This is a genomic window from Streptomyces formicae (assembly GCF_002556545.1).
Classification (GTDB): Bacteria; Actinomycetota; Actinomycetes; order Streptomycetales; family Streptomycetaceae; genus Streptomyces; species Streptomyces formicae_A.
In genome coordinates this window covers 1,543,418-1,566,820 of the sequence record NZ_CP022685.1, presented here as the reverse complement: position 1 = coordinate 1,566,820, position 23,403 = coordinate 1,543,418, and the positions used below count along the sequence as shown (strand labels likewise).

Below are 23,403 nucleotides of genomic sequence, written 5' to 3'. Positions count from 1 at the left end.
AAGGGTGCTGCGTTACGGTCGGGAAGCCGCTACCTCTAGAGTCATGCGCTGTACGTGGTGTGGCGGGGACTGCCTGCTCGGTGGTCCCCGTTGTCGCGGGTGACTGCCGCGGTCCTCGCCGCCCTGACCGGCAGCGATGAAGGAGCCAGCGCGTGCTCGACCAAGGCGCACCCCCGCAGAACCGCCCGAGTCCCCCGGGCGCCGCCGGACTCGGCAGCCGCCTCATGCGCCGCAAGCCGGTGGAACTGCTGGTCGCGGAGGGTGGCAAGGGCGAGGGCGGCCAGCTTCGGCGCTCCCTCGGCATGTGGCAGCTGACCATGATCAGCATCGGTGCCACGCTCGGCACCGGCATCTTCGTCGTCCTCGGCGAGAGCGTCCCCAAGGCCGGGCCCGCCGTCACGATCTCCTTCGTGATCGCCGGACTCACCGCCCTCTTCTCGGCCCTCTCGTACGCCGAACTCGCCGGTTCCATACCGGTCGCGGGCTCCTCCTACTCGTACGCGTACGCAACGATGGGCGAACTCATCGCCTGGGTCTGCGGCTGGTGCCTGGTCTTGGAGTACGGCGTATCCGTCGCGGCCGTCGCCGTCGGCTGGGGCGAGTACCTCAACGAGCTGCTCGACGGGACCATCGGCGTCACCATCCCCGACGCGCTCTCCGCGGCGCCCGGCGAGGTGGACGGCGCGATCATCAACCTGCCCGGCCTGATCGTCGTGCTGCTCGCGATGGTGTTCCTGCTCGGCGGCGCCAAGGAGTCGGCGACGGCCAACACGATCATGGTGATCGTGAAGATCGCCGCGCTCGTGCTCTTCTGCACCATCGGCTTCATGGGCTTCAAGTCCGGCAACTACGCGGACTTCATGCCGCTCGGCACGGCGGGCGTCAGCGCCGCCGCCGCGAGCCTCTTCTTCTCGTACATCGGCTTCGACGCCGCCTCCACCGCGGGCGAGGAGGCGAAGAACCCCCAGCGCGACCTGCCCCGCGCGATCATGCTCTCGCTGGTCATCGTCACCGCCCTGTACGTCCTGGTCGCGGCCGTCGCCGTCGGCGCCTGGAACTGGAAGGACTTCGAGGGCTCGGAGGCCACGCTCGCCGCGATCATGAACGACGTCACCGGACAGAGCATGTGGGGCACGATCCTCGCCGCCGGTGCGGTCATCTCCATCGCGTCCGTCGTCCTGACCGTGCTCTACGGCCAGACCCGCGTCCTGTTCGCCATGTCCCGCGACGGCCTGGTGCCCAAGGCGTTCGGCCGGGTCAGCAAGAAGACCGGCACACCGCGGGTCAACACGGTCATCGTGTCGCTGTTCTGCGGCGCGCTCGCCTCGGTCATCCCGCTCGGCAAGCTCGTCGACGCCACCAGCATCGGCACGCTCTTCGCCTTCGGCCTGGTCAACATCGCGGTGATCGTGCTGCGCAGGACCCGCCCGGACATGCCGCGCACCTTCCGCGTGCCGCTCGGCTGGCTCTTCCCGGTCCTCGGCTTCGGCTTCTGCGCGTACAACATGTTCAGCCTCGACACCGTGACCTGGGTCGTGTTCGGTGTCTGGATGGCCGTCGGCCTCGTGTTCTACTTCCTGTACGGCATGCGCCGCTCCCGATTGGCCACAGCAGAGAAGTGATCCACCCCCCGTGCGACTGAACGATCTCGACGAACGCATCGTGCACGCCCTCGCCGAGGACGCCCGCCGTTCCTACGCCGACATCGGCCAGCTGGTCGGACTCTCCGCACCCGCGGTGAAACGGCGCGTGGACCGGCTGCGGGCGTCCGGGGCCATCACAGGGTTCACCGTGCGGGTGGACCCCGCGGCTCTCGGCTGGGAGACCGAGGGGTTCATCGAGATCTACTGTCGCAGGAACACCTCGCCGGATTCGATCCAGCGAGGGCTCGAGCGGTATCCCGAGATCGCGTCCGCGTCCACCGTCACCGGGGACGCGGACGCGATCGTCCAGGTCTTCGCCGCGGACATGCGGCATTTCGAGCGGGTGCTCGAGCGGATCGCGGGGGAGCCGTTCGTGGAGCGGACGAAGTCCGTGCTGGTGCTTTCGCCTTTGATGCGGCGGTTTTCCTCGGGGTCGCCCGCGTAGTTCTTCGAGCGCGGGTGCCGCGCGGCCCGTCGCGCGGTTCCCCGCGCCCCTTACGGGCGGTGGTCCAGGGGAGCCACGTGGAACGTGCCGCTGCCCGGCCTCGTCTTCTCGAACGGGGCGCCGCCCACGCACTTGGGCATGTCGTCCGGCAGGGCGCTCGGCAGGCCCACCATCGCCCAGCTGTAGCCGAAGCCGTCCTGCTTGCCCCGGTCGTGGACCGTGAGGCCGACGCGCTTGCCGATCGTGTCCTTCAGGTCGCCGTCCGCCCGCGTGACCACCGCGGAGACCGTGGCGACCTTCCCGCCGGTCATCAGGCAGTCCACCTTCGCCTCGCCTGCGCCGCCCCAGTTCAGCTCCTCCACGTAGTGGCTGAACCTGATGGTGCCGCGGGCCTTGCCCGGGTCCTGCCTGTCCGCGAAGGGCAGATGGGCGTCGAAGGTGAAGGTGATCTCGTCGCCCTTGGCGCGGTCGATCATCGCGGTGCCGGTCAGTGCGGCCTCGCGGACGTGCCGGGGCGAGTCCGCGGGCGAGTCCGCGGCCGCGGACGTGGCCGCCGCTCCGCCGGTGAGCAGGAGCAGGGCCACCGCTCCCAGGACGGCGGCACGTTTGCGGGTGATGCGGCGGCGCTCGGTACTCACGGGGAATCCTCCGTCTGCGGTGACTTCGCCCGGTCCCTCCGGGCGGCACCCACACTCCCGTGCGCCGGGGGCCCGCACATCGCACGCGAGGCGGTGACCGCCTCCGCCGCGCGGCGGGGAGCGCCGCTCGCCGCACCCTCCCCGGGGAGGAGCCGCCCGACCCCCGTCCGGGCGGCTCCCCGGTCATCAGCGGCCGGTCGGGTAGTCGAACTTCCACGGCAGGACGTCGAAGTCGCCGGTGCCCTTCCTGACCTTCTCGTACGGCGCCGAGCTCGCGCACTTCGCGAGGGTGTCGGGCTGCCCCTGCGTGCCGCCGTACGCCGCCCAGCTGTAGCCGACCCGGTCCTGCGTGCCCTTGCCCCTGCCCTTGTCGTCGACAGTGAAGCCGACCCGCTTGTCCTTGATCTCGGGCAGGTTGGTCTCGTCGATGACGCCGGTCGCCGTGGCCACCTTGCCGCCCGTCATCAGGCAGTCGATGCGGCCCTTGGCCCAGCCGCCCTTGCCGCCCGGCTCGTCCAGGTGGACGAAGTGGAAGGTGCCGGTCGCCTGCGAAGGATCGTTCCTGTCCTTGGCTGCCAGGTGCGCGTCGAAGGTGAACGTCACGTCCTCGGCGGTCTTGCGGTACATCTTCGCCGAGCCGGTCAGCGCGGCGGCCTCGCGCGGCCCGGCCGCCTTGCCGGGGTGCGAGGAGGATGCGGAGACGAGGTGCGAGGAGGACGCGGACAAGGGGTGCCCGGGGTCGTCGCCCGCCGCGACGGCCGCGCCCGCCGCGCCTGTGGTCATCAGGAGCGCGGCGCCCACGGCCAGGGCGCGGTAGTGGTTGCGCGGGTTCGTCGGGATGCGGCGGGTGGTCGTACGGCTCACGGGAAGCCCTCCGTCTGCGAGGCGTGCACCCGGTCTCTCCGGGTGGCATCACGCTCTCGCGGAAGGGGGGTGGGGCACGTCCGGCCACGGGCGGCACTCCGCTTCCGCCGTGCGGCGGGGGCCCGCGCACTCTCCCTGCGCCTCACGGTGGACGCCGCCGACACCTGGGGCGCACCTCACTGGCGCGGTGCCGGGCGGCGCCGCGCAACGAATCGCCGCGTCGGGCCCGTCACGCGCAACGGATCAAGCAGCTGCCCGCAACGCTCGCGCCTTGTCCGGGCAAGGCGGCCGACCGTACCGTCGTACGGACCCCACCTGCCCCTTCGCACGCCCCGAGGATCCGCCATGCCTGCGCTGCGCACCGCCCTGCTCCAGAGTTCCGGGCAGCTCGGATCCGTCGACGAGAACCTCAAGGCGCTCGACGCCGCCGCGGGCCGTGCCGCCGGGGCGGGAGCCGGGCTCCTCGTGACGCCCGAGCTGTTCCTCACCGGGTACGCGATCGGCGACGACGTCGCCCGGCTCGCCGAGCCCGCCGACGGGGCGGCCGCGGCCGCGATCGGCGAGATCGCCGTGCGGCACGGGATCGGCGTCGTCTACGGCTACCCGGAGCGTGCCGGTGAGGCCGTCTTCAACTCCGCCCAGCTGATCGGCCCGGACGGCGCTAGCCTCGCGAACTACCGCAAGACGCACCTCTTCGGCTGCTTCGAGCGCGACTCCTTCACCCCCGGTGACAACCCGGTCGTGCAGGCCGAGTTGGGCGGCGTGCGCGTCGGCCTGATGATCTGCTACGACGTGGAGTTCCCGGAGAACGTCCGCGCGCACGCGCTCGCGGGCACCGACCTCCTCGTCGTCCCCACCGCGCAGATGCACCCCTTCCAGTTCGTCGCCGAGTCCGTCGTGCCGGTGCGCGCCTTCGAGAATCAGATGTACGTCGCGTACGTCAACCGGGTCGGTCCTGAAGGGGAGTTCGAGTTCGTCGGGCTCTCCACGCTCGCAGGGCCCGACGGGATCGCGCGGGCCCGCGCGGGCCGCGGCGACGAGCTCGTCATCGGCGATGTCGACCCGGAGTTCCTGAGCGCGTCGCGCGAGAACAACCCCTACCTGCGCGACCGCCGCCCCGGCCTGTACGCGTCCCTCGTCTGAGGCTCCCCCCGGCCTTCCTCAGCTCTCCTCTTCAGTTCCCGCAAGGAGTTCGTACCCCATGACGTCCACGGTGCCCACTGCCGTCCAGCACACCGACGCCCAGCCGCCGATCACCATGTTCGGTCCGGACTTCCCCTACGCGTACGACGACTTCCTCGCGCACCCCGCGGGCCTGGGCCAGATACCCGCCGGTGAGCACGGCACCGAGGTCGCGGTCATCGGCGGCGGACTCTCCGGCATCATCGCCGCGTACGAGCTGATGAAGATGGGCCTCAAGCCCGTCGTCTACGAGGCCGACCAGATCGGCGGCCGACTGCGCACCGTCGGCTTCGAGGGCACCGGCACGGACGAGCTGACCGCCGAGATGGGCGCGATGCGCTTCCCGCCGTCCTCGACGGCGCTCCAGCACTACATCGACCTGGTGGGCCTGGAGACCAAGGCGTTCCCCAACCCCCTCGCCGAGTCGACCCCTTCGACGGTCGTGGACCTCAAGGGCGAGTCGCACTACGCCACCACCGTCGACGACCTGCCGCAGGTCTACCGCGACGTGATGAACGCCTGGAACGCCTGTCTGGAGGAGGGCGCGGACTTCTCCGACATGAACCGCGCCCTGCGCGAGCGCGACGTACCGAAGATCCGGGAGATCTGGTCGAAGCTCGTCGAGAAGCTCGACAACCAGACCTTCTACGGCTTCCTCTGCGATTCCGAGGCGTTCAAGTCCTTCCGGCACCGCGAGATCTTCGGCCAGGTCGGCTTCGGCACGGGTGGCTGGGACACCGACTTCCCGAACTCCATCCTGGAGATCCTGCGGGTCGTCTACACCGAGGCCGACGACCACCACCGCGGCATCGTCGGCGGCAGCCAGCAGCTGCCGCTGCGCCTGTGGGAGCGCGAGCCGCAGAAGATCGTGCACTGGGGCCTCGGTACGTCCCTGAAGTCGCTGCACGACGCGGGCGAGCCCAAGCCCGCCGTCACGCGCCTGACCCGCACCGCGGGCAACCGCGTCACCGTCACGGACGCCTCCGGCGACATCCGCACCTACCAGGCGGCGATCTTCACGGCCCAGTCCTGGATGCTGCTCTCCAAGATCGACTGTGACGACTCGCTCTTCCCCATCGACCACTGGACGGCGATGGAGCGGACCCACTACATGGAGAGCTCGAAGCTCTTCGTGCCGGTGGACCGGCCCTTCTGGCTCGACAAGGACGAGGAGACCGGCCGTGACGTCATGTCGATGACGCTCACCGACCGCATGACGCGCGGCACCTACCTGCTCGACGAGGGCCCCGACAAGCCCGCCGTCATCTGCCTCTCCTACACCTGGTGCGACGACAGCCTGAAGTGGCTGCCGCTGTCGGCGAACGAGCGAATGGAGGTCATGCTCAAGTCGCTCGGCGAGATCTACCCGAAGGTCGACATCAGGAAGCACATCATCGGCAACCCGGTGACGGTCTCGTGGGAGAACGAGCCGTACTTCATGGGCGCCTTCAAGGCGAACCTGCCGGGGCACTACCGGTATCAGCGGCGGCTGTTCACCCACTTCATGCAGGAGCACCTGCCTGCGGACAAGCGGGGGATCTTCCTTGCCGGGGACGACATTTCGTGGACGGCGGGGTGGGCCGAGGGGGCGGTGCAGACCGCTCTGAACGCGGTGTGGGGCGTGATGCATCACTTCGGCGGGGCGACGGACGGGACGAACCCCGGGCCTGGTGATGTGTACGACGAGATCGCGCCTGTCGAGTTGCCCGAGGACTGAGGGGGGGGCTGGGGCGCGGGGGATTCTGCCGGTCGCGTCGTGGCTGGTCGCGCAGTTCCCCGCGCCCCTAGGGCCGCGCCCCTTCGGGGCGCCTGCCCTATACCCCGGCCGCCCTTGCCGCCTCGTAGACCTGGGCCGCCACGTCCTTGAGTTCCTGGGCGTCGCGGGTCGAGCCGGCGAGTTCCACGATGATCTCGTCGACGCCCACCTCGGCGTGTGCCGCCAGGTCCTCGGTGATCTGGGCGACGTTGCCGTGGAAGGGGGCGCGGTCCGTGCCGTCGTACGCCGTGGGCGTGTAGCGCGCGTTGGCCCGCAGCACGCTCTGCACCGGGCGCTCGCGGCCCTGCTCGGCGGCGGCTTCGCGGACCTTGGCCCACTGTTCGGTGAGCGCCGCCGCGCCCGTGGCCACCGGCATCCAGCCGTCGGCGCGGTCCACCAGCCTGCGCAGCGAGCGCGGGCTGTTGGCGGGCAGCAGGATCGGGATCGGCCGTGCGGGCTTGGGGCCCACCACGGAGGGTGCGATCGTGGTCAGTTCCCCTTCGTACGCCACCGGGTCCTGGCCCCAGACCGCGTGGCAGACGTCGATGAGTTCGTCGAGGACCTTGCCCCGGCGCTTGAACGGGGCGACCGAGGCCGCCGCGTACTCGTCGAGGGACCAGCCCGTGCCGAAGCCCGCGACGACCCGGCCCCCGCTCGCCGCGTCCAACGAGGCCAGCGTGCGCGCGAGTTGGAAGGGGACGTGCAGCGGGGCGATCAGCACGCTGGTGCCGAGGCGGGCCCGGTCGGTGGCCGACGCGGCGAGCGTGAGGGTGACCAGCGGGTCGGCGACCGAGCGGTAGGAGTCGGGCCAGGCGAGGCCCGGGATTCCGTAGAGCCCCTGGGTGGCGGGCTCGGGGTAGAGGATGCGCTCGAAGACCCACAGGCTCTCGTACCCGATGTCCTCGGCGGCACGGGCGATCTCTGGGACGTCGCGTCCGATGGCGTACTGACTGCCTTGCGGGAGACTCAGTCCGAGTCGGGTCGCCATGCCGGTGCTCCTTCACGTCGGGATCATTCGGTTCAACGTACAACGAACGTGGGGGAGTTCCGGGGGGTATGCGCCGGGCGTGGCCGAAATGCCCCGAGGGTGCGGGCGGTTCGGGGCGGTCGGCCGTGGCGTCGTGTCAGTCCGGCAGCGGAGTCAGCAGGATGCGGCCCACCAGGCCCACCGCCCCGTCGAGGCGCTCGCGGAACTCCTCGGCGACGACCGGCAGATCGCGCAGCGCCCACAGCGTCCGCGCCGAGGCCCACGCGCCGTCCCTGGCCCGTTCGAGGCTCCAGGAACCGGCGAGGTGCGTCAGCGGATCGGCGACCTGGAGGAGGTCGGGGCCCGGCATCAGCTCCTCGCGGATGCGCTCCTCCAGGGATACGAGGACGTCGCCGACGCGGTCGAACTCGTCCTCCAGGTCGGCCGGTTCGCAGCGGAGCGTGCGACAGGTGTCCACGAGGGCCAGGGCGAGGTCGTGCCCGATGTGGGCGTTGATGCCCGCCAGCGCGAACTGCAGCGGGCGTACGCCCGGATGGCGGCGGTACTGGAACAGCGGGCGCCAGCAGGCGGGCGGGCGGCGGCCCGACGCCGCCGCGTGGACGGCCCGCAGATAGCGCTCCGAGAACCGGACGTCCAGCGCGGTCGCGGCCGCGGGGTCGGTGAACGTACCGCCGTCGATGCGCCTGCCGACCTCTTCGGTGACCGAGAGGTAGACGCGGTTGAAGACGGCGACGCCGTCGCGCGGCGGCCAGTCGGCACCGAGCGCGCGCATCCGCGCCAGCACTCCGTCCACCCCGTGCGCGGGGGCCGTGAACTCTGGGATCCGCTCCAACTGCGCCATGGTGGCAGCGTCCCAGTCTCCGGCGGGCCCGGGTGTCAGCGCACCGACGGCTTCCCCGAAACGAGCGAACGAGGGCCCCGCAGGGGCGCGGGGAACTGCGCGCGCAACCACGAACAAGCCGCAGCCGCGTCTGCGGGGATCTCGGCAGACGCGGCCGCGGCTCTTCCTCGGTTGAGCGCGCCGTTCCCCGCGCCCCTTACGGGGCGCCGACCGTCACGCGCGACGTCCGGCGCAGACCGACCCCGCCAACGGCCAGAGCCAGTACAACGAGAATCGCACTGGTCCAGAGTGGCGCCCGGTATCCGAGCCCCGCCGAGATCGTGAGTCCCCCGAGCCAGGGTCCGACCGCCGCGCCCACGTTCAACGCGGCCGTGGCGAACCCGCCCGCCAGATGGGGCGCGTCGGTGGCCGCGTAGAGGGCCTGGGAGATCAGCGTGGAGCCGACGCCGAACGACAGCGCCCCCTGGACCAGGACGAGCACGAGCGCGGCGACCGGGTTCCCGGCCGTCACCGCGAACAGGACCCAGCCGGCGAGCAGCGCGAGCGAGCCGAACACCAGGAGCGGCAGCGGCCGTACGTCGGCGACGCGGCCTCCCGCGGTGACGCCGATGAACGACCCGATGCCGAAGAGCGCGAGCACGCCGGGCACCCAACCGGAGCCCAGCCCCGTGACGTTGGTGACCAGTGGTGCCAGATAGGTGAACGTGCAGAACGTCGCGCCGTTCACCAGCGCGCCGAGCAGCAGCGTCACCAGGAGCCGAGGAGCGCGCAGCGCGCGCAGTTCACCGAGCGCGCTGGGCCCCTCGGCGTCCGGCGCCCCCGCGGGCACGGCCCGCGCGATGGCGAACACGGCGGGCACGGAGATCAGGGCCACGGCCCAGAACGCCGAGCGCCAGCCCCATACTTCGCCGAGCAGCGCCCCCGCGGGCACCCCCGCGACACAGGCGAGCGTCACGCCGCCGAGCAGCGCGGAGGTGGCGCGGCCCTTGGCGTTCGGCTCGACCATGCCCACCGCGGTGACCAGGGCGACGGCCAGGAACCCCGCGTTGGCGAGGGCCCCGACGACGCGCGTGGCCAGCAGCACGGCGAAGCTCGTGGTGAGCGCGCCGACGACGTGGACGAGGAGGAAGGTGATCAGGAAGACGAGCAGGGCGCTCCGGCGCGAGAAGCGGCGGCTCAGGACGGCCATCAGCGGCGCGCCCACGACCATGCCCACCGCGAACGCCGAGGTGAGATGGCCCGCGGCCGGGATGGAGACGGACAGGTCACGCGCGATGTCCGACACCAGGCCGGACAGCATGAACTCGGAGGTGCCTTGCGCGAAGACGGCGAGTCCGAGGAGGTAGAGGGCAAAGGGCACAGCGAAACTCCGCAACCACGTCGTGGATCGAAAGATCAGGACACGAGGCGGTGGCCCGGTGGTGGCGGTGCGAGGGGTCGCGGACGGCCTACGGCGGCTGCGGGAAGGCAGCGCGGGGCGTCAGAGCGAGAGCACGGGAAGCCACCGGACGACCGGTGGCGGGAGTCTGTCGGACTCGGGGCTGGACATGGTGCGCACCCTAATCGGCGGACGCGCACCACGTCGAGCCGATTATCGCTCCTTGCCCGCCGCGTCGTCGGCCGCGCCCTCTTCGTCGTACGTCGAGGTGCCCGAATCCAGCAGGGGTTCCTGGGACTTGAGGTGCGGCGGGGCGAACGCCCGCAGGACGTGATAGCCGGTGATGACGACGATCGTGCCGAGCGCGATGCCGCTCAGCTGGAAGTTGTCGGTGAACTTCAGCGAGACGCCGCCCACACCGATGATGATGCCCGCGGCCGCGGGGACCAGGTTCAGCGGATTGCGCAGGTCCACCTTGGCGTTGATCCAGATCTGGGCGCCGAGCAGGCCGATCATGCCGTAGAGGATGACGGTGATGCCGCCGAGCACGCCGCCGGGGATCGCGGCCACGACCGCGCCGAACTTGGGGCAGAGGCCGAAGAGGAGCGCGAAGCAGGCCGCCGCCCAGTACGCGGCCGTGGAGTAGACCCGGGTCGCCGCCATCACGCCGATGTTCTCGGAGTACGTGGTGTTGGGCGGGCCGCCGACCGCGGTGGAGAGCAGGGAGGCGGCGCCGTCGGCGGAGATCGCGGTGCCGAGCTCGTCGTCGAGGTTGTCGCCGGTCATCTCGCCGACGGCCTTCACGTGGCCCGCGTTCTCCGCGATCAGCGCGATGACGACGGGCAGCGCGACGAGGATCGCCGACCACTCGAAGCTCGGGCCGTGGAAGGAGGGCAGACCGATCCAGTCGGCGTTGCCGACGGCGGAGAGGTCCAGGCGCCAGTGGTCGACGACCTTGCCCGAGGCGTCCGCCGAGTGGATCTTGCCGAAGACCTGGTCGAAGACCCAGGAGATGCCGTACCCGAAGATCAGGCCGAGGAAGATCGCGATGCGCGACCAGAAGCCGCGCAGGCACACCACGGCCAGACCGGTGAACAGCATGACGAGCAGCGCCGTCCACTGGTCCTGCGGCCAGTACGTCGACGCGGTGACCGGCGCGAGGTTGAAGCCGATCAGCATGACGACCGCGCCCGTGACGATCGGCGGCATCGCGGCGTGGATGATCCGCGCCCCGAACTTCCGCACCGCGAGCCCCACCAGGAACAGCGCGGCGCCGACCACGAGGACCGCGCCCGTCACCGTCGCGCTGGAGCCGCCCTGCGCGCGGATGACCGCGGCGACGCCCACGAAGGAGAGCGAGCAGCCCAGGTAGCTGGGCACCCGGCCGCGCGTGGCGAGCAGGAAGATGGCGGTGGCGACACCGGACATCATGATCGCGAGGTTGGGGTCGAGACCCATGAGGACGGGCGCGACGAAGGACGCGCCGAACATGGCGACCACGTGCTGGGCGCCGAGCCCGAAGGTGCGCGGCCACGAGAGCCGCTCGTCGGGACGGACGACGGCTCCGGGCGCGGGGGTGCGCCCGTCGCCGTGCAGTTTCCAGCGCACGCCGAGATCCATGGTGAGTAAGTCGCTTTCTGTGCGCCGAACCGGGCCCGGTCCTGGTGGCCGGAAATGATCGACGCCATGTTAATGCGACGTAAGTACGGCTTCTCGCCGGTGCGGGGCGTCCGTCCCGAAGTCGGGACGGACGCCCCGCCGGGTCAGGACCTCGGTCCGGGCGCCGTCGCGTCCGCGGGCGCGGACTGTGCCGCCTTGCGGCCGCCCGTGCGCAGGACGCCCGCGAAGACCGTGAGGCCGCAGGCGAGCAGGGTCACCAGGCCGAAGGAGGTCACGAGGCTCGTGGCCTGGGCGAGGGCGCCGATCGCCGAGGGGGCGATCAGGCTGGAGGTGTACGTGATGGTGGCGACGCCCGCGATGGCCTGGCTGGGGTTGGGGCCGCTGTGCCCGGCGGCGGCGAAGGCGAGCGGCACCACCACCGCGATGCCGAGGCCCATCAGGGCGAAGCCGCTCATCGCCATCACCGGATGCGTGGCGAGGACCACGAGGAGGCCGCCCAGCGCCGCGAGGACGCCGCCCGCGCGCACCGTGCGCACCGCGCCGAACCGGTTCACCACCGCGTCGCCCACGAGCCGCGCGATCGCCATGGTGAGGGTGAAGCCGGTGGTGCAGGCCGCGGCGACGCCGGCCGAGCTGTCCAGGACGTCCCGCAGGTAGACCGCCGACCAGTCCAGGCTCGCGCCCTCGGCGAAGACCGCGCAGAAGCCGACCGCGCCGATGAGCAGCGCCGACTTGGGCGGCAGCGAGAACCGCGGCGGCGCCTCCTCCTCGGGCTCCGCCTGGACGTCGAGCACGCCCTGGCAGACGGTGAGGCCGATCGCGGTGAGGGCCGCGGCGGCGAGGGCGTGGTGCAGACGCGCGTCCGAGCCGAGGTGGGCGGCGACCGTCCCCGCCGCGGAGCCGATCAGGGCGCCGACGCTCCACATGCCGTGCAGGCCCGACATGATCGACTTCTTCATGAGGGTCTCGGTCTCGACGCCGATCGCGTTCATCGTCACGTCCGACATGCCCGAGGTCGCGCCGTACACGAGGAGGGCCAGACAGAGCGTCGGCAGGTTCGGCGCGAGCGAGGGCAGGAGCAGGGCGAGCGTCCACATCGCGAGCAGTCCGCGCAGCGCGGTGCGGGCGCCGAAGCGGTGGCTGATGCGGCTCGCGAGCGGCATCGCGACGGAGGCGCCGATCGCGGGGAAGGCGAGGGCGAGGCCGAGCATGCCCGCGCTGACGTCGGCGTGATCCTGGATCCAGGGCACCCGGGTCGCGAAGGATCCCGCGACCGCGCCGTGCACGCAGAAGACCGTCGCGACGGCGATCCGCGCCCGCTTCAGCCGGTGCTTGTCGTAGACCACTTCACTCATTCCGTTCCGCCCCTCCCGAGAGCTGCCCCGATACGGCGACGTAAACTATCAGGAAGCCTGCCTGATAAATAGACGCTTTTTTGTGGGAGGATCCGGCCATGCCTGTCTCGCCTGCCTCACCGAGTACCGCCCGGGCCATCAACGACCGGCTCGCGCTGGGGCTCCTGCAGAGTGAAGGGCCGCTGACGGCGAACCAGTTGAAGCAGCTCACGGGCCTGTCGCGGCCCTCGGTCGCCGACCTCGTCGAGCGACTCCAGGACTCCGGGCTCATCGCGGTCGTCGGGGAGGCGGGTGCCGCGCGGCGCGGGCCCAACGCCCGGCTCTACGGGATCGTCGCCGACCGGGCCCACCTCGCGGCCCTCGACGTGCGCACCGAGAGCGTCTCCGTCGTCGTCACCGACCTGCTGGGCGCGGTGCTCGCCGAGGGCTCGGCGGCCATCGACGGCGACACCGGCGCCGCCGTCGACGGTGCCCTCGCCCTCGTCGAGCGCACCGCCAAGGAGGGCGGCGTCGAACGGCTGCACACCCTCGGCATCGGCGCGCCCGGACTCATCGACCCGGCCACCGGCGAACTGCACGACACGACCTCGCTGCCCGCCTGGCACCGCCGCCTCGCCGGTGTCCTCCAGGAGCGGTTCGGCGCCCGCGTCCTGGTGGAGAACGAGAGCAACCTCGCGGCCCGCGCCGAACAGCGTGACGGCGCCGCGCACGACAAGGACACCTTCGTACTGCTCTGGCTCGGCGACGGCGTCGGCGCCGCCGTGGTCCTCGACGGAGTGGTGCGCAGGGGCGCGTCCGGCGGCGCGGGCGAGATCGGCTTCCTGCCCGTGCCCGGCACCGGATCCCTGCCCTCCGCCACCGGCTGCGAGGGCGGCTTCCACTCGCTGGCCTGCGCCGACGCGCTCCGTGAACTCGGCGCGGAGCACGGGATCCTGAAGCCCGACATGAGCGCGGCTGACGTGGTGCGGTACGCGGTGGAGGCGGCGGAGGGGGCGTTCCTCGACGCCGCCGCCGACCGGATCGCCGTCGGCGCGGCCGCGATGGCCGCGCTCCTCGACCCCGGCTGTGTCGTGCTCGGCGGTGAGATCGGCCGGGCGGGGGGCGCGGCGCTGGCCGGGCGGGTCGCGGGGCGGGTCGGGGTGATGTCGCCCCTCCGTACGGAGGTGCGTGCCAGTGTGCTGGGTGGGGCCGCGGTGTTGCGGGGGGCGTTGCTTGCTGCGCTCGATTCGGCGCAGGATGAACTCTTTGGACCGGCTTCGGGATACTGAGTGTGGCTGCGGGTGCGTCGTGGCTTGTCGCGCAGTTCCCCGCGCCCCTAGCGGGGCCCTCCTGACCGTGCCCTAAGGAACTCCTCGAACGTGCCCCTGTCCACGGCCCGTTCCGGAGTCAGGTGGCCGCCCGATCGTGCCGCGCGGAACGTCTTGCCCGGGAGGCGTACGGGCAGGAGCGCGCGGCGCTTGCCGGTGGTCCGCAGGTAGGTGCGGGCCAGGTCGGTGAACGTGTGGATCTCGGGGCCTCCCATGTCGGGGACCCGGCCCGCGGGGTGCGCGACGGCCAACTCCGCCAGGCGGTCGGCGACTTCGGAGACCTCGATCGGCTGGTCGCCGACGCCCGCGAGGACCGGCATCAGCGGGAGCTTCGCCGTGCTCTCCAGGATCGAGAGGACCAGGTCGTGGAACTGGGTGGTCCGCAGGATCGTCCAGCCGAGGCCCGACTCCTCGATCAGCCGTTCCACGGCGAGCTTGGACTTGTAGTAGCCGAGCGGCACGCGGTCGACGCCGACGATCGAGATGTACACCAGGTGCGCGACGCCTGCGGCGCGGGCCGCCTCGATCAGGTTCCGCGCGGCGCGCTCGTCACCGCCGCGCGGCGTGCTCGCGCAGTGCACGATCGTTGCCACCCCCGCCACCGCCGTGTCGAGGCCCGTGCCCTCGCGCAGGTCGACGGCGTAGGGCCGGGAGCGGCGGCTGAGCACGCGCACCTCGTGGCCCTCCGTACGCAGCCGTTCGGTCACGAGGCGGCCGAGGGTTCCGGTGCCGCCGGTCACCAGGATCGTGGTCATCACAAGACTCCTTCGCAGTGCGGGACGCCAAAGGGAGCGTCCGTCACCAGCTGAGAACCGGGCAGCCGCCGAAAACGTGACAGCCGGAGCTAGACCGGGGCCACCTGGCGCTCCGCGTACGCCAGTTTGTCCGGGTTGACCACGGCCCGCACCCCGATGACCGCGCCGTCGCCGGACAGTTCGAAGGAGGCGGTGCCCACCAGCGTCCCCTCGACCCGCGCGAGCACCGCGGGCGCGCCGTTGACCTCGGCGTACGAGAAGTCCATCGCGGCACCGAACGTCCGCATGCCGCCCACCAGGAACCGTACGACCTTCTCGCGTCCCAGGACCGGCCTGCGGGCCGCGGTGACCTTGCCGCCGCCGTCGCCCCACCAGGTCACGTCGGCGGCGAGCAGCTTCTCCAGGCCCGCGACGTCGCCGTCCCTGGCCGCCGCGAGGAACGCCTCGACGAGTTCCCGGTGCGGACGGGGCTCCGGCTCGAAGCGGGTCCGCCCTGCGGCGACCGCGCGCGCCGCCCTGCGGTACAGCTGGCGGGAGTTGGCCTCGCTCGTGTCGAGGACACCGGCGATCTCGCGGTGGCCGTACGCGAACGCCTCGCGCAGCACGTACACCGCGCGTTCGGTCGGCGTGAGCCGCTCCAGGACGACCAGGAGCGCCATCGACACCGCGTCGCGCTGCTCCGCCGACTCCAGGGGGCCGAGCGCCCCGCCCGAGGTGATCACCGGTTCGGGCAGCCAGGTGCCCACGTACTCCTCGCGCCGGGCGCGGGCGGAGGTGAGCCGGTTCAGACAGAGATGGGTGACGGTCTTCGCCAGCCAGGCGGCGGGCCGTTCGATGTCCGCGCGGCGCGCGCCGCGCCAGCGCAGGTACGCGTCCTGGACGGTGTCCTCCGCCTCCTGCGCGGAGCCGAGCATCCGGTAGGCGAGGCCGAACACGCGCGGGCGGTGGGAGGCGAACTCCTCCGCCGAGATCGTCTCTGTGCTCACCGCGCAAGCGTGCCAGAGCCGCGGACGGCCCGGCCCGTCGGGGCCGGGCCGCCCGGGGTCCCGGGGGCGGGGCAAGGGCACGTCAACCCGCCGCCGGGCGTTTCACGGGGGAGCCGTCAGCAGGCGCCCAGGTCCTGCCAGACCCCCCACTCGCCGGTGGTGCCGGGCTTGTCGCCCTTCGTCCACCACTTGGCCTTCCAGGTGTGCCCGTCCTGCGACACGACGCTCCCGCTGCCGTACTCGGACGTCGCGCTCCAGGCGGCGGGGGCGCACTTGCCGGGCGGGTCGGTGGGGCCGGGCGGGTCCGTGGGGCCCGTGCCCGTGCCGGGCTCGACGAGGGTGGTGCCGCGGGCCAGGTCACCGGCGAGGGCGTACGTCGTGCCGCCGATGTTCACCGTCCAGTTCGACGGGGTCGACACCGGCAGGTAGTAGTTGAAGGACAGGTCGACGGATGCGCCGGGGGCCAGCGTCTGCCAGGCGGGGAGCTTCAGCGAGACGCGGTGGAAGTCGCCCTTGAGGCCGCCGACGTTGCTGCCGGTGTGGCCGCTGCTGATCACCTTCGTGCCGAAGCCCGACTGGTCGGACGCGTTGCCGGGAGCGGAGGTGGCGTAGTCGAACTGGAACTCCGTGCCGCCGGGCAGCGTCGTCTTCGTGTTGTTGGTGATCTTCAGCTTGGGCGTGATCGGGTAGTTGGAGTCGCCGAGCTTGAAGTCGCCGAACTGCACGCCGATGTCGACGGCCTTGGCCGGCAGGTCCTGGCCCGCGACCTTCGCGCCGTACGGGGCGGCCGCCTTGAACTTGTCGTACATCGCGGTCGTGAGCGTGTCGCCGATCTCGTACTGGCCCTTGGCGGAGTTGAACTTGTAGTCGCCCGCGAGCTCCCACACCATCGTGCCGCCGATGCCCTTGTCGACCACGTAGTCGGCCTTGGCCTTCACCGACTGCTCGTCCTCGGTGGACAGGAAGACCTTCTTGTCGGCGTTCCAGAGCCAGGGCGCGACCAGGGTGGAGTCGTACTTGCGGGCGTAGGTGCCGGTCAGCTTGGTGTCGGCGGCGAAACCGTACTTGGTCACGTAGTCGCCGACGACGCCCTTCTCCAGGTTCTTGGCGTGCCACATCGGGTTCGAACCGGCAGGAGACTCCTTGCCGTTGGCGTCCTTGTCGTGCCACAGGTTGTCGATGCCGACGGCGCCGTCACCGCACTTGGTGAGTCCGGCCCCGGCCGGGCAGTTCGTGGTGGCCGCCTTGCCCCAGAGGCCGTCCGTGCCGCCCTGCACGTTCTTGAAGCCGCGGGTGTAGTACGGCAGTCCGATGTTGATCCGTCCCGCGGGCATCGAGCCGCGGAAGTAGTGGTACGCCCAGTCGGTGTTGAGGTAGCCGATGCCGCCGTACTGCTGGCTGCCGTAGACACCGGCCGCCGCGAGCTCGGCGTCCTTGCCGTCGTCGTAGAGCGAGGCGTTCGGGCCCACGTACTCGTTCCACGCGCCGTGCAGGTCGTACGACATGATGTTGACGTAGTCCAGGTACTTCTGGACTTGGAAGGTCTCCATGCCGCGCAGCAGATAGCCGGACGAGGGGGCCGCGACGGTCAGCATGTAGTGCTTGCCGTCGGCGGCGCCCGCCCTGTCGAGCTTCTCGCGCAGGGACTTCATCAGCGCGGCGTAGCCCTTGACCAGGCCCGCGCGGCGGGCGTTGGAGAGCTGCCAGTCGAGCGGGTTGCCCGAGTCCTTCATCGTCGTCGGGTACTCGTAGTCGATGTCGACGCCGTTGAAGCCGTACTTCTTGATGAACGCGACGGTGGAGTCGGCGAACGTGTCGATGCCCGCCTGGTTGACGGAGCCGTCCGCGTTGGTGGCCATCGAGTAGAAGCCGCCGGAGTCCACGCGCTTGCCGTCGTCGCCGAAGTAGCCGCCGGTCTCGGCCCAACCGCCCACCGAGACCAGGGTCTTGACGTTCGGGTGCTGCTTCTTGAACTTGTTCAGGAGGTTGAAGTGCCCCTTGTAGGGGAGCGCGGGGTCCATCTCGGCGCCCGCGACGCCCGGCCACGTCATGCCGGTCGCGGCGTTCTTCTCGCCGTCGGAGCCGACGGAGATCTTGTTGTCCTTGTCGACGTGCGCGAAGGCGTAGTTGAGGTGGGTGACCTTGTCCCACGGGATGTCGGAGGCCAGATAGGCGGGCTCGCCGTTCTTGCCGGTGCGCCAGCCGGTGAAGTAGCCGATGACGCGCCGCTGGTGGTCGGCGCCCATCTTCTCGCGGCCCGCGCTGTCGTAGACGGAACAGTAGGGAACGTCCACGCCCGGTGTCTTGTACAGGCCGTCGGGTCTGCAGGACTCGTTGTCGGCGGCGTGGGACGTACTCGCGGTGAGGCCGCCGAGCAGTAGTCCGGCGACGGCCGCGCCGGTGGCGAGGAGCGTGGTCCGGGGTCGTACGGGATGCACGTCGGTTCCTCCTGGGGAGGCTCGGTGCCGCGCGGGCGCGGCGGGGCGAACAAGGGCGGCGGCCCCTGGTGTGCGCACACCGGGCGGGCCTCTCCTGGGAGTGACGCAGACGTTAAGAGGACTAGACCAGAGCGTCAATAGGTATGGACCAATTGAAGTGGTCGGTGTGCTCGACGGCCGCCTGTTCAGGGCCCCTTAAGGCGTCGATTAGAGCCCCTCACTACAAACGGAGCGTTGTGTTGAAGGTGTGCCCGGCGGCCGCCCGTTCGGGGCCGCCGGAGCCGCCGTGACCCCTGACGAAAGGGACGTAGATGAACAACATCAGCGCCGCGGAGACCGAGTTCGACCTCGACCTCGACCTCGACACCGCCTTCGAGGACGCCCCGGCCATGGAGGCCAAGTCCTTCACGGGCACCGGCACGTGTCTCTCCTGCCCGGTGACCTCCTGGCACTGCTGATCCACCGACTCGTGCCGGGCGATGCGCAGGTGATGCGCGCCGCCCGGCACGGGCGTATCGAGACAGGGCTGCGACCGGGACGAGTGGGCGGGTGCGCGTGAAGGGCAAGGTCGAATTCGGATCAGCGGGAGTGGCGCTGCTGCGCGCGGCGGTGCTCGCTCTTCCCCCGGACCGGGGCGGCGGCCGCTCCGGTCCCGACGTGGTGGTGGCGGAGACGGCCCAGGCCGATGGGCCGGTGGCGGAGACGACCGGGGCCGACCCGCTCCGTGCCGAACTCGCCAGGCTCACCGGGCAGTCGGACTTCATGGCGGCGGTCGAGCTGGCGAGCCCCAGCCTCGCGGGCGAGGCCCGCAGGGCGGCGGCGGGCGAACCGCTCAAGGAGCGGCGGCTGCGGCGACTGGTGATCTCCCTGGTCAAGTACCACCTGCGGATGACCTATCGCGCCACGCCCTTCGGACTCTTCGCGGGCGTCGAGCTCGCCGGGTTCGGCCCGGCGCCGCGGCAGCGCGTCGGCACCGGGCACCACGCCGCGAGCCGCCCGGACGCCGCCTGGCTCGACGCCGTGCTCGCCACCCTGCGGGCGACGCCGGAGGTGCTGCGGCGCACCCGCCTGGTCGCCAACGGGCTGCGCGCCGAGCGGGACGGCAGGCTCGTGCTCGTCGACTTCCACGACGGCGCGGGGGCCCAGCGCCTGGCCCACTCGGTGCGGCTCGCGCCCGTCGTGCGCCACGCCCTGGAGTGCGCGGCCGAACCGATCGCCTGGGCGGACCTCGCCGCCCGGATCGCCGCGCGTTTCCCCGACGCCTCCGCCGAAGCGGTGGACCGCTGCATCACCCAGCTCACACAGGGCCACTTCCTGCTCAGCGACCTCACGCCGCCGCCCGACTGCACCGCACCGCTGACGCACGTCCTGGAGCGCGTCGACGGCTGGGACCACCCCTTCGCCGACGCCCTGCGCGAGATCGCCGCGGAGCTCGCCGCGCTGGACGCCGCGCCCCCGGCCGCGCGCGGCCGGGGGCTCGCCGAGGTCACCGGGCGGATGCGCGCGCTGCACACGGCCGACGACGTCGTCCAGTCCGATCTGCGCCTGGCCGCCGAACTCGTGCTGCCGCACGCGGTGGAGCGCGAGGCCGAGCGGGCGGCGAGCACGCTGTGGCGCACCTCGCTGATCCGGTCAGGGAGCCCGCACCTGCGCGACTACCACCTCGCCTTCCTGGAGCGGTACGGCACCGACCGCCTCGTGCCCGTCCTCGAACTCCTCGACGAGGGACGCGGGTTGGGCCTGCCCGACTCCTATCGCAAGGGACCGGGCGCACGGCCGGAGCCGCACCCCGAGGCGGACCGGCGTGATCGCGCCCTCGCCGAACTCTTCCTCGGCGCCTTCCGCGGCGCTTCCCGGGGCGACAGCGGGCGGCCCGCCGAGGTGGAGCTCGACGACGCCGCGCTCGACGCCCTCGCGCCGCCCGAGGGCCGCCGCGTACCCGCCTCCCTGGAGATCGGCGCCGAACTCGTCGCGCGCAGCTGGCAGGACCTGTGCGAAGGGGACTTTCGGCTGCTGCTCGGCGCCAACCCGGGCTCGCCCCTGGGCGGTGCCACCTTCAGCAGGTTCGCCTCCGTGTGGGGCGCGGACACCGCGCGGGTGGGGGAGCTGGTGCGGCGCGGCGCGGCCGCAGGGGCCACCGACGAGCTCCTGGCCACCGTCGCCTACCGGCCCCGCGTCATCCGCTCCGCCAACGTGGCCGCCGTTCCCCAGTGGCTCGCGCACCGCATTCCGCTCGGGGTCGGACCCGCGGCGGAACCCGGCACGACGGACCTGGACGTGGCGCGCCTCGCCGTCCACGCCGACCTCGAAGGGCTGCGTTTGTACGACACCGTGAGCGGACGGCGGGTGCGCCCGGTGTCGTACTCCATGCTCAACCCCGCCACCGGGCACGTGCCGCACGTCGCCCGCTTCCTGCTCGAACTCGGGCAGGAGGGGCACGACTGGTGCATCCCCTGGAACTGGGGCGCCTGGTCGTCGGCGCCCGCCCAGCCCCGCGTCACGCGCGGCAGGACCGTGCTCGCCCCGGCCCGTTGGCTGCCCGACCGCGAACTCCTCGACGCCGCCGAGGGAGCGGCGGGGGACCGGGGCTTCGCCCTCGGTGCCGGGCGGTGGCGGCGCCGCTGGGACGTGCCACGGCACGTCCTGCTGACCCGCGCCGACCACCGCATCGCCCTCGACCTCGAAGAGCCGCTCCATCTGCACGTCCTGCGCGAGGAGTTGAGGCGCTCACGCGGCCTGTCGGTCGTGGAGCGGTACGGGGCCGAGTGGGGGACGTCCTGGCTGAGGGGGCCCGAGGGGGCGCACGCGGCGGAGTTCGTCTTCCCGCTCGTGGCGGGGGAGCGGATGAGCGCCGATCAGGGGAGTGCCGGCGCGGTCCTCCGCGAGCCCTTCGTCGAGCCCTCGGCCGAGTCCCGCGCCCGCGCCGCGCACCTCCCCGGCGGCGAGTGGCTCTACGCCAAGCTCTACCTGCCCGACGCCCATCAAGTCACCGTAATGACACGGCACTTGCCCGAGATCATCGACCCGCAGGCGCTCGCCTCCGCCGGTGTCGACAGCTGGTTCTTCCTCCGCTACGCCGACCCCGACCCGCATCTGCGGCTCCGCTTCCACGGCGACCCCGCACGGCTCTGGTCGGCGCTGCTCCCCGTACTCAACCGCTGGACGGAGCGGCTGCGCGGCGCCGGGCTAGTCCAGCGTCTCGTCCTCGACACCTACGACCCCGAGACCGAACGCTACGGGGGCGCCGCCGCGCACGGGCACGCGGAGCGGGTCTTCCGCGCCGACAGCGCGGCGGTGGTGGCCCAACTCGCCCTGCCCGTCAAGGAGACGGGAGACCTGCCGGAGGAAGTGCTCGCCGCCCTCGGCATCCTCGACGTCCTCACCGGGCTCGGCACCCCGGACGAGGTCCTGGGCTGGCTCGGCGGCGAACGGATCCTGGCCCGGCGCGGTGACGTGTCGCGCCAGTGGAAGAACGCGGCCGCCGACCGGCTCGACGGCGAGGGCCGGGTACGGCCGCCGGGACCGGACGTGCCGCCCGGCGAGGACCCCGGCCCGCTCCCCGCCCGCTGGGCGGACCGCGCACGGGCGCTCGCCGAGCTGCGTGCCGCGCTCGCCGCCGAAGGAGTGCCCCCGCACCGCAGGGCCTCCGTCGCCATGAGCCTCGCGCACATGCACTGCAACCGGCTCCTCGGGACCCGGCAGGAAGCGGAAGTGCTCGCCCACACCGTCGCGCGCGAGGCGCTCGCGCTGCGTCTCGACAGGAAGCGGCACGGCAGATGAGGACCTTGGCGGAACTCCCCGACGAGGCGCGTCTTCCCGATCGGGCGCTGGAGATCGCGCATGCGGTCGGCGACCGGCTGCGTGAGCCGGAGGCTGTCGCGGACATCGCGAGGGAGGCTTTCGCGGCCGCGCCGCCCGGTCTGATGCTGCCCGGCTGGCAGCCCGCGTCGGTCCTGCTCGGTCATGCCGGGGTCGCCCTGCTGCACACCCACAGGGCGGCCCGGGGCGACGCGGTGTGGGCGCGGGCGGCCCATGCCCATCTGGCCGCCGCGGCCGCGGGAGTCGCCCGGCACGGTCCGGCCGCCGCGGGCGACCTGATCCTGCCCGCGCGGCTGCACGCCAGAGTCTCCGGAGGGTACGCGAAGCTGCTCGCGCGCAGTACGGCGGCGCACGCCTCCTTCACCGAAGCGGGCGTCCGGCGCCTGGCCGCGCGCCTTGCGCACAGCGGTCCAGGGCTCTCCTACCTGGAGTACGACGCGGTGGCCGGACTCGCCCGGCAGGGCCGCCTCCTGCTGCTCGCCGCGGACGGCGGCGACGAGCGCGCCGCGCACGTCCTCGCGGAGGTGCTCGCCCTGTTCGCGGGTCTCGCCCGACCGGTCCGGGTCGGCGGCAGGGAGGTGCCCGGCTGGTGGTGCGACCCCGGCCGGTACGTCGTGCCCCGCGACCGGGACGCCTTCCCGCGCGGAGACCTCAACGTCGGTGTGGCACACGGCATTTCGGGCCCGCTCGCCCTCCTCTCGCTCGCCGACCTCGCGGGCCACCGGGTGCCGGGCGGCCCCGAGGCCATCAGGACCATCACCGACTGGGTGCTCGGCAAGGAACACACCGACCAGTGGGGCGCGTACTGGCCCGGGCGCCTCTCCTACGAGGAGGAGACGGGGCAGGCCCCCGTCGAAGCGGCACGGACCGCCAGGGCGGGCTGGTGCTACGGCGCGTCCGGCATCGCGGGCTCCCTGCACCTGGCGGGCCGGGCGCTCGGCGACATCAAGGTGCGGGCCCGCGCTGCCGACGCGGTAAGGGCCGCGCTGCGGCGCCCGGTGCCCGCCTCCATGGAGCACGACCCCGGCCTCTGCCACGGCAGGGCGGGCCTGGTGCAGGCCGGGCTCCGGATGGTGGCGGAGACGGGCGACCCGGAGCTGTGGGACGGCGTGGACCGTGCCGTGCGGGGGCTCGTCGACTGCTTCGACGAGAGCGCGGCTTTCGGCTTCCGCCAGTACGTCGAGCACGTCCCGGGCGCGGGGGCCCCGGGGAACGACGGCGGACCCGGCGCCGCCCACCTGCTCGACAGCCCCGCCCTGCTCGACGGCGCCGCGGGCGCCGCGCTCGCGCTCGCCTCCTACGCCGACGTCCGCCGCGGCAGGACGCTCGGCCCGGACGCCGGAGCCTGGGACGCGGCGCTCCTGATGAGCTGAGGCGGCCGCGCTTTA

General features: G+C 72.3%; 18 protein-coding genes. 8 read left to right on the top strand and 10 right to left on the bottom strand.

The annotated features are described in order from the left end of the window. Window positions 1-152 precede the first annotated feature (152 nt). Both KY5_RS06215 and KY5_RS06210 read left to right on the top strand, forming a co-directional pair. A complete protein-coding gene (locus KY5_RS06215) occupies window positions 153-1,622 on the top strand; it encodes an amino acid permease (RefSeq protein WP_098241260.1) in 1,470 nt (489 codons plus the stop codon). Window positions 1,623-1,632: 10 nt separating this feature from the next. Continuing rightward, the gene (locus KY5_RS06210) at window positions 1,633-2,088 is read left to right on the top strand and encodes an Lrp/AsnC family transcriptional regulator (protein WP_098241259.1); all 456 of its coding nucleotides are present in this window, start codon (window positions 1,633-1,635) and stop codon (window positions 2,086-2,088) included. A 50-nt stretch (window positions 2,089-2,138) separates the two neighbouring features. On the opposite strand, the gene KY5_RS06205 is transcribed toward KY5_RS06210, so the two are convergent. Both KY5_RS06205 and KY5_RS06200 read right to left on the bottom strand, forming a co-directional pair. Continuing rightward, the gene (locus KY5_RS06205; protein WP_234362629.1) at window positions 2,139-2,726 is read right to left on the bottom strand and encodes a Repetin; all 588 of its coding nucleotides are present in this window, start codon (window positions 2,724-2,726) and stop codon (window positions 2,139-2,141) included. Between the two features lie 186 nt (window positions 2,727-2,912). Next, on the bottom strand, window positions 2,913-3,509 hold the full coding sequence (locus KY5_RS06200; protein WP_098247086.1) for a Repetin: 597 nt from the start codon (window positions 3,507-3,509) through the stop codon (window positions 2,913-2,915). A 426-nt stretch (window positions 3,510-3,935) separates the two neighbouring features. Here KY5_RS06200 and KY5_RS06195 point away from each other — a divergent pair, with 426 nt between their 5' ends. Further along, the gene (locus KY5_RS06195) at window positions 3,936-4,733 is read left to right on the top strand and encodes a carbon-nitrogen hydrolase family protein (protein ID WP_199842952.1); all 798 of its coding nucleotides are present in this window, start codon (window positions 3,936-3,938) and stop codon (window positions 4,731-4,733) included. A 58-nt stretch (window positions 4,734-4,791) separates the two neighbouring features. After that, window positions 4,792-6,489 (top strand): flavin monoamine oxidase family protein, encoded by a 1,698-nt coding sequence (locus KY5_RS06190; protein ID WP_098241258.1) that lies wholly within the window; start codon window positions 4,792-4,794, stop codon window positions 6,487-6,489. Window positions 6,490-6,586: 97 nt separating this feature from the next. Here the strand turns inward: KY5_RS06190 and KY5_RS06185 are convergent, their stop codons facing one another. From KY5_RS06185 to KY5_RS06165, 5 genes are all read right to left on the bottom strand, one after another. Beyond that, window positions 6,587-7,516, bottom strand: coding sequence for an LLM class F420-dependent oxidoreductase (locus KY5_RS06185; protein ID WP_098241257.1), 930 nt, complete (start codon window positions 7,514-7,516; stop codon window positions 6,587-6,589). Window positions 7,517-7,652: 136 nt separating this feature from the next. Further along, entirely contained in the window at window positions 7,653-8,357 is a 705-nt protein-coding gene (locus KY5_RS06180) for a DUF5995 family protein (RefSeq protein WP_098241256.1), read from the bottom strand. 196 nt (window positions 8,358-8,553) lie between these two features. Next, the gene (locus tag KY5_RS06175) at window positions 8,554-9,717 is read right to left on the bottom strand and encodes a Cmx/CmrA family chloramphenicol efflux MFS transporter (RefSeq protein WP_098241255.1); all 1,164 of its coding nucleotides are present in this window, start codon (window positions 9,715-9,717) and stop codon (window positions 8,554-8,556) included. A gap of 231 nt (window positions 9,718-9,948) precedes the next feature. After that, window positions 9,949-11,355: a uracil-xanthine permease family protein gene (locus KY5_RS06170; protein WP_098241254.1), complete on the bottom strand. Its 1,407-nt coding sequence runs from the start codon at window positions 11,353-11,355 to the stop codon at window positions 9,949-9,951. 143 nt (window positions 11,356-11,498) lie between these two features. After that, window positions 11,499-12,710, bottom strand: coding sequence for an MFS transporter (locus KY5_RS06165; RefSeq protein ID WP_098241253.1), 1,212 nt, complete (start codon window positions 12,708-12,710; stop codon window positions 11,499-11,501). A 98-nt stretch (window positions 12,711-12,808) separates the two neighbouring features. Here KY5_RS06165 and KY5_RS06160 point away from each other — a divergent pair, with 98 nt between their 5' ends. Continuing rightward, the gene (locus KY5_RS06160; protein WP_098241252.1) at window positions 12,809-13,978 is read left to right on the top strand and encodes an ROK family transcriptional regulator; all 1,170 of its coding nucleotides are present in this window, start codon (window positions 12,809-12,811) and stop codon (window positions 13,976-13,978) included. A 47-nt stretch (window positions 13,979-14,025) separates the two neighbouring features. On the opposite strand, the gene KY5_RS06155 is transcribed toward KY5_RS06160, so the two are convergent. From KY5_RS06155 to KY5_RS06145, 3 genes are all read right to left on the bottom strand, one after another. Continuing rightward, window positions 14,026-14,772: an SDR family oxidoreductase gene (locus KY5_RS06155; RefSeq protein ID WP_098241251.1), complete on the bottom strand. Its 747-nt coding sequence runs from the start codon at window positions 14,770-14,772 to the stop codon at window positions 14,026-14,028. Window positions 14,773-14,861: 89 nt separating this feature from the next. After that, window positions 14,862-15,758 (bottom strand): RNA polymerase sigma-70 factor, encoded by an 897-nt coding sequence (locus KY5_RS06150; protein WP_098241250.1) that lies wholly within the window; start codon window positions 15,756-15,758, stop codon window positions 14,862-14,864. Between the two features lie 116 nt (window positions 15,759-15,874). Then, a complete protein-coding gene (locus KY5_RS06145; RefSeq protein ID WP_098241249.1) occupies window positions 15,875-18,196 on the bottom strand; it encodes a chitinase C-terminal domain-containing protein in 2,322 nt (773 codons plus the stop codon). A gap of 311 nt (window positions 18,197-18,507) precedes the next feature. Here KY5_RS06145 and KY5_RS41710 point away from each other — a divergent pair, with 311 nt between their 5' ends. The 3 genes from KY5_RS41710 to KY5_RS06135 all read left to right on the top strand — a co-directional run bounded on the left by KY5_RS41710 (window position 18,508) and on the right by KY5_RS06135 (window position 23,388). Continuing rightward, window positions 18,508-18,654 (top strand): hypothetical protein, encoded by a 147-nt coding sequence (locus KY5_RS41710; protein WP_159072496.1) that lies wholly within the window; start codon window positions 18,508-18,510, stop codon window positions 18,652-18,654. A gap of 91 nt (window positions 18,655-18,745) precedes the next feature. Next, complete coding sequence (locus KY5_RS06140) at window positions 18,746-21,976, top strand: lantibiotic dehydratase (RefSeq protein ID WP_098241248.1); 3,231 nt, start codon at window positions 18,746-18,748, stop codon at window positions 21,974-21,976. Further along, window positions 21,973-23,388 carry a lanthionine synthetase LanC family protein gene (locus tag KY5_RS06135; RefSeq protein ID WP_098241247.1) on the top strand — a complete coding sequence of 472 codons (1,416 nt, stop codon included), beginning with the start codon at window positions 21,973-21,975 and terminating at the stop codon, window positions 23,386-23,388. Before KY5_RS06140 ends, KY5_RS06135 begins: the two co-directional genes overlap by 4 nt. Window positions 23,389-23,403: the final 15 nt, after the last annotated feature.

What these genes read in the sequence shown, in the direction of transcription:
- KY5_RS06160 (WP_098241252.1), top strand. Translation starts at nt 12,809, where the DNA reads ATGCCTGTCTCGCCTGCCTCACCGAGTACCGCCCGGGCCATCAACGAC.
- KY5_RS06165 (WP_098241253.1), bottom strand. Translation starts at nt 12,710, where the DNA reads ATGAGTGAAGTGGTCTACGACAAGCACCGGCTGAAGCGGGCGCGGATC.
- KY5_RS06185 (WP_098241257.1), bottom strand. Translation starts at nt 7,516, where the DNA reads ATGGCGACCCGACTCGGACTGAGTCTCCCGCAAGGCAGTCAGTACGCC.
- KY5_RS06155 (WP_098241251.1), bottom strand. Translation starts at nt 14,772, where the DNA reads ATGACCACGATCCTGGTGACCGGCGGCACCGGAACCCTCGGCCGCCTC.
- KY5_RS06190 (WP_098241258.1), top strand. Translation starts at nt 4,792, where the DNA reads ATGACGTCCACGGTGCCCACTGCCGTCCAGCACACCGACGCCCAGCCG.
- KY5_RS06170 (WP_098241254.1), bottom strand. Translation starts at nt 11,355, where the DNA reads ATGGATCTCGGCGTGCGCTGGAAACTGCACGGCGACGGGCGCACCCCC.
- KY5_RS06135 (WP_098241247.1), top strand. Translation starts at nt 21,973, where the DNA reads ATGAGGACCTTGGCGGAACTCCCCGACGAGGCGCGTCTTCCCGATCGG.
- KY5_RS06180 (WP_098241256.1), bottom strand. Translation starts at nt 8,357, where the DNA reads ATGGCGCAGTTGGAGCGGATCCCAGAGTTCACGGCCCCCGCGCACGGG.
- KY5_RS41710 (WP_159072496.1), top strand. Translation starts at nt 18,508, where the DNA reads ATGAACAACATCAGCGCCGCGGAGACCGAGTTCGACCTCGACCTCGAC.
- KY5_RS06195 (WP_199842952.1), top strand. Translation starts at nt 3,936, where the DNA reads ATGCCTGCGCTGCGCACCGCCCTGCTCCAGAGTTCCGGGCAGCTCGGA.
- KY5_RS06200 (WP_098247086.1), bottom strand. Translation starts at nt 3,509, where the DNA reads ATGACCACAGGCGCGGCGGGCGCGGCCGTCGCGGCGGGCGACGACCCC.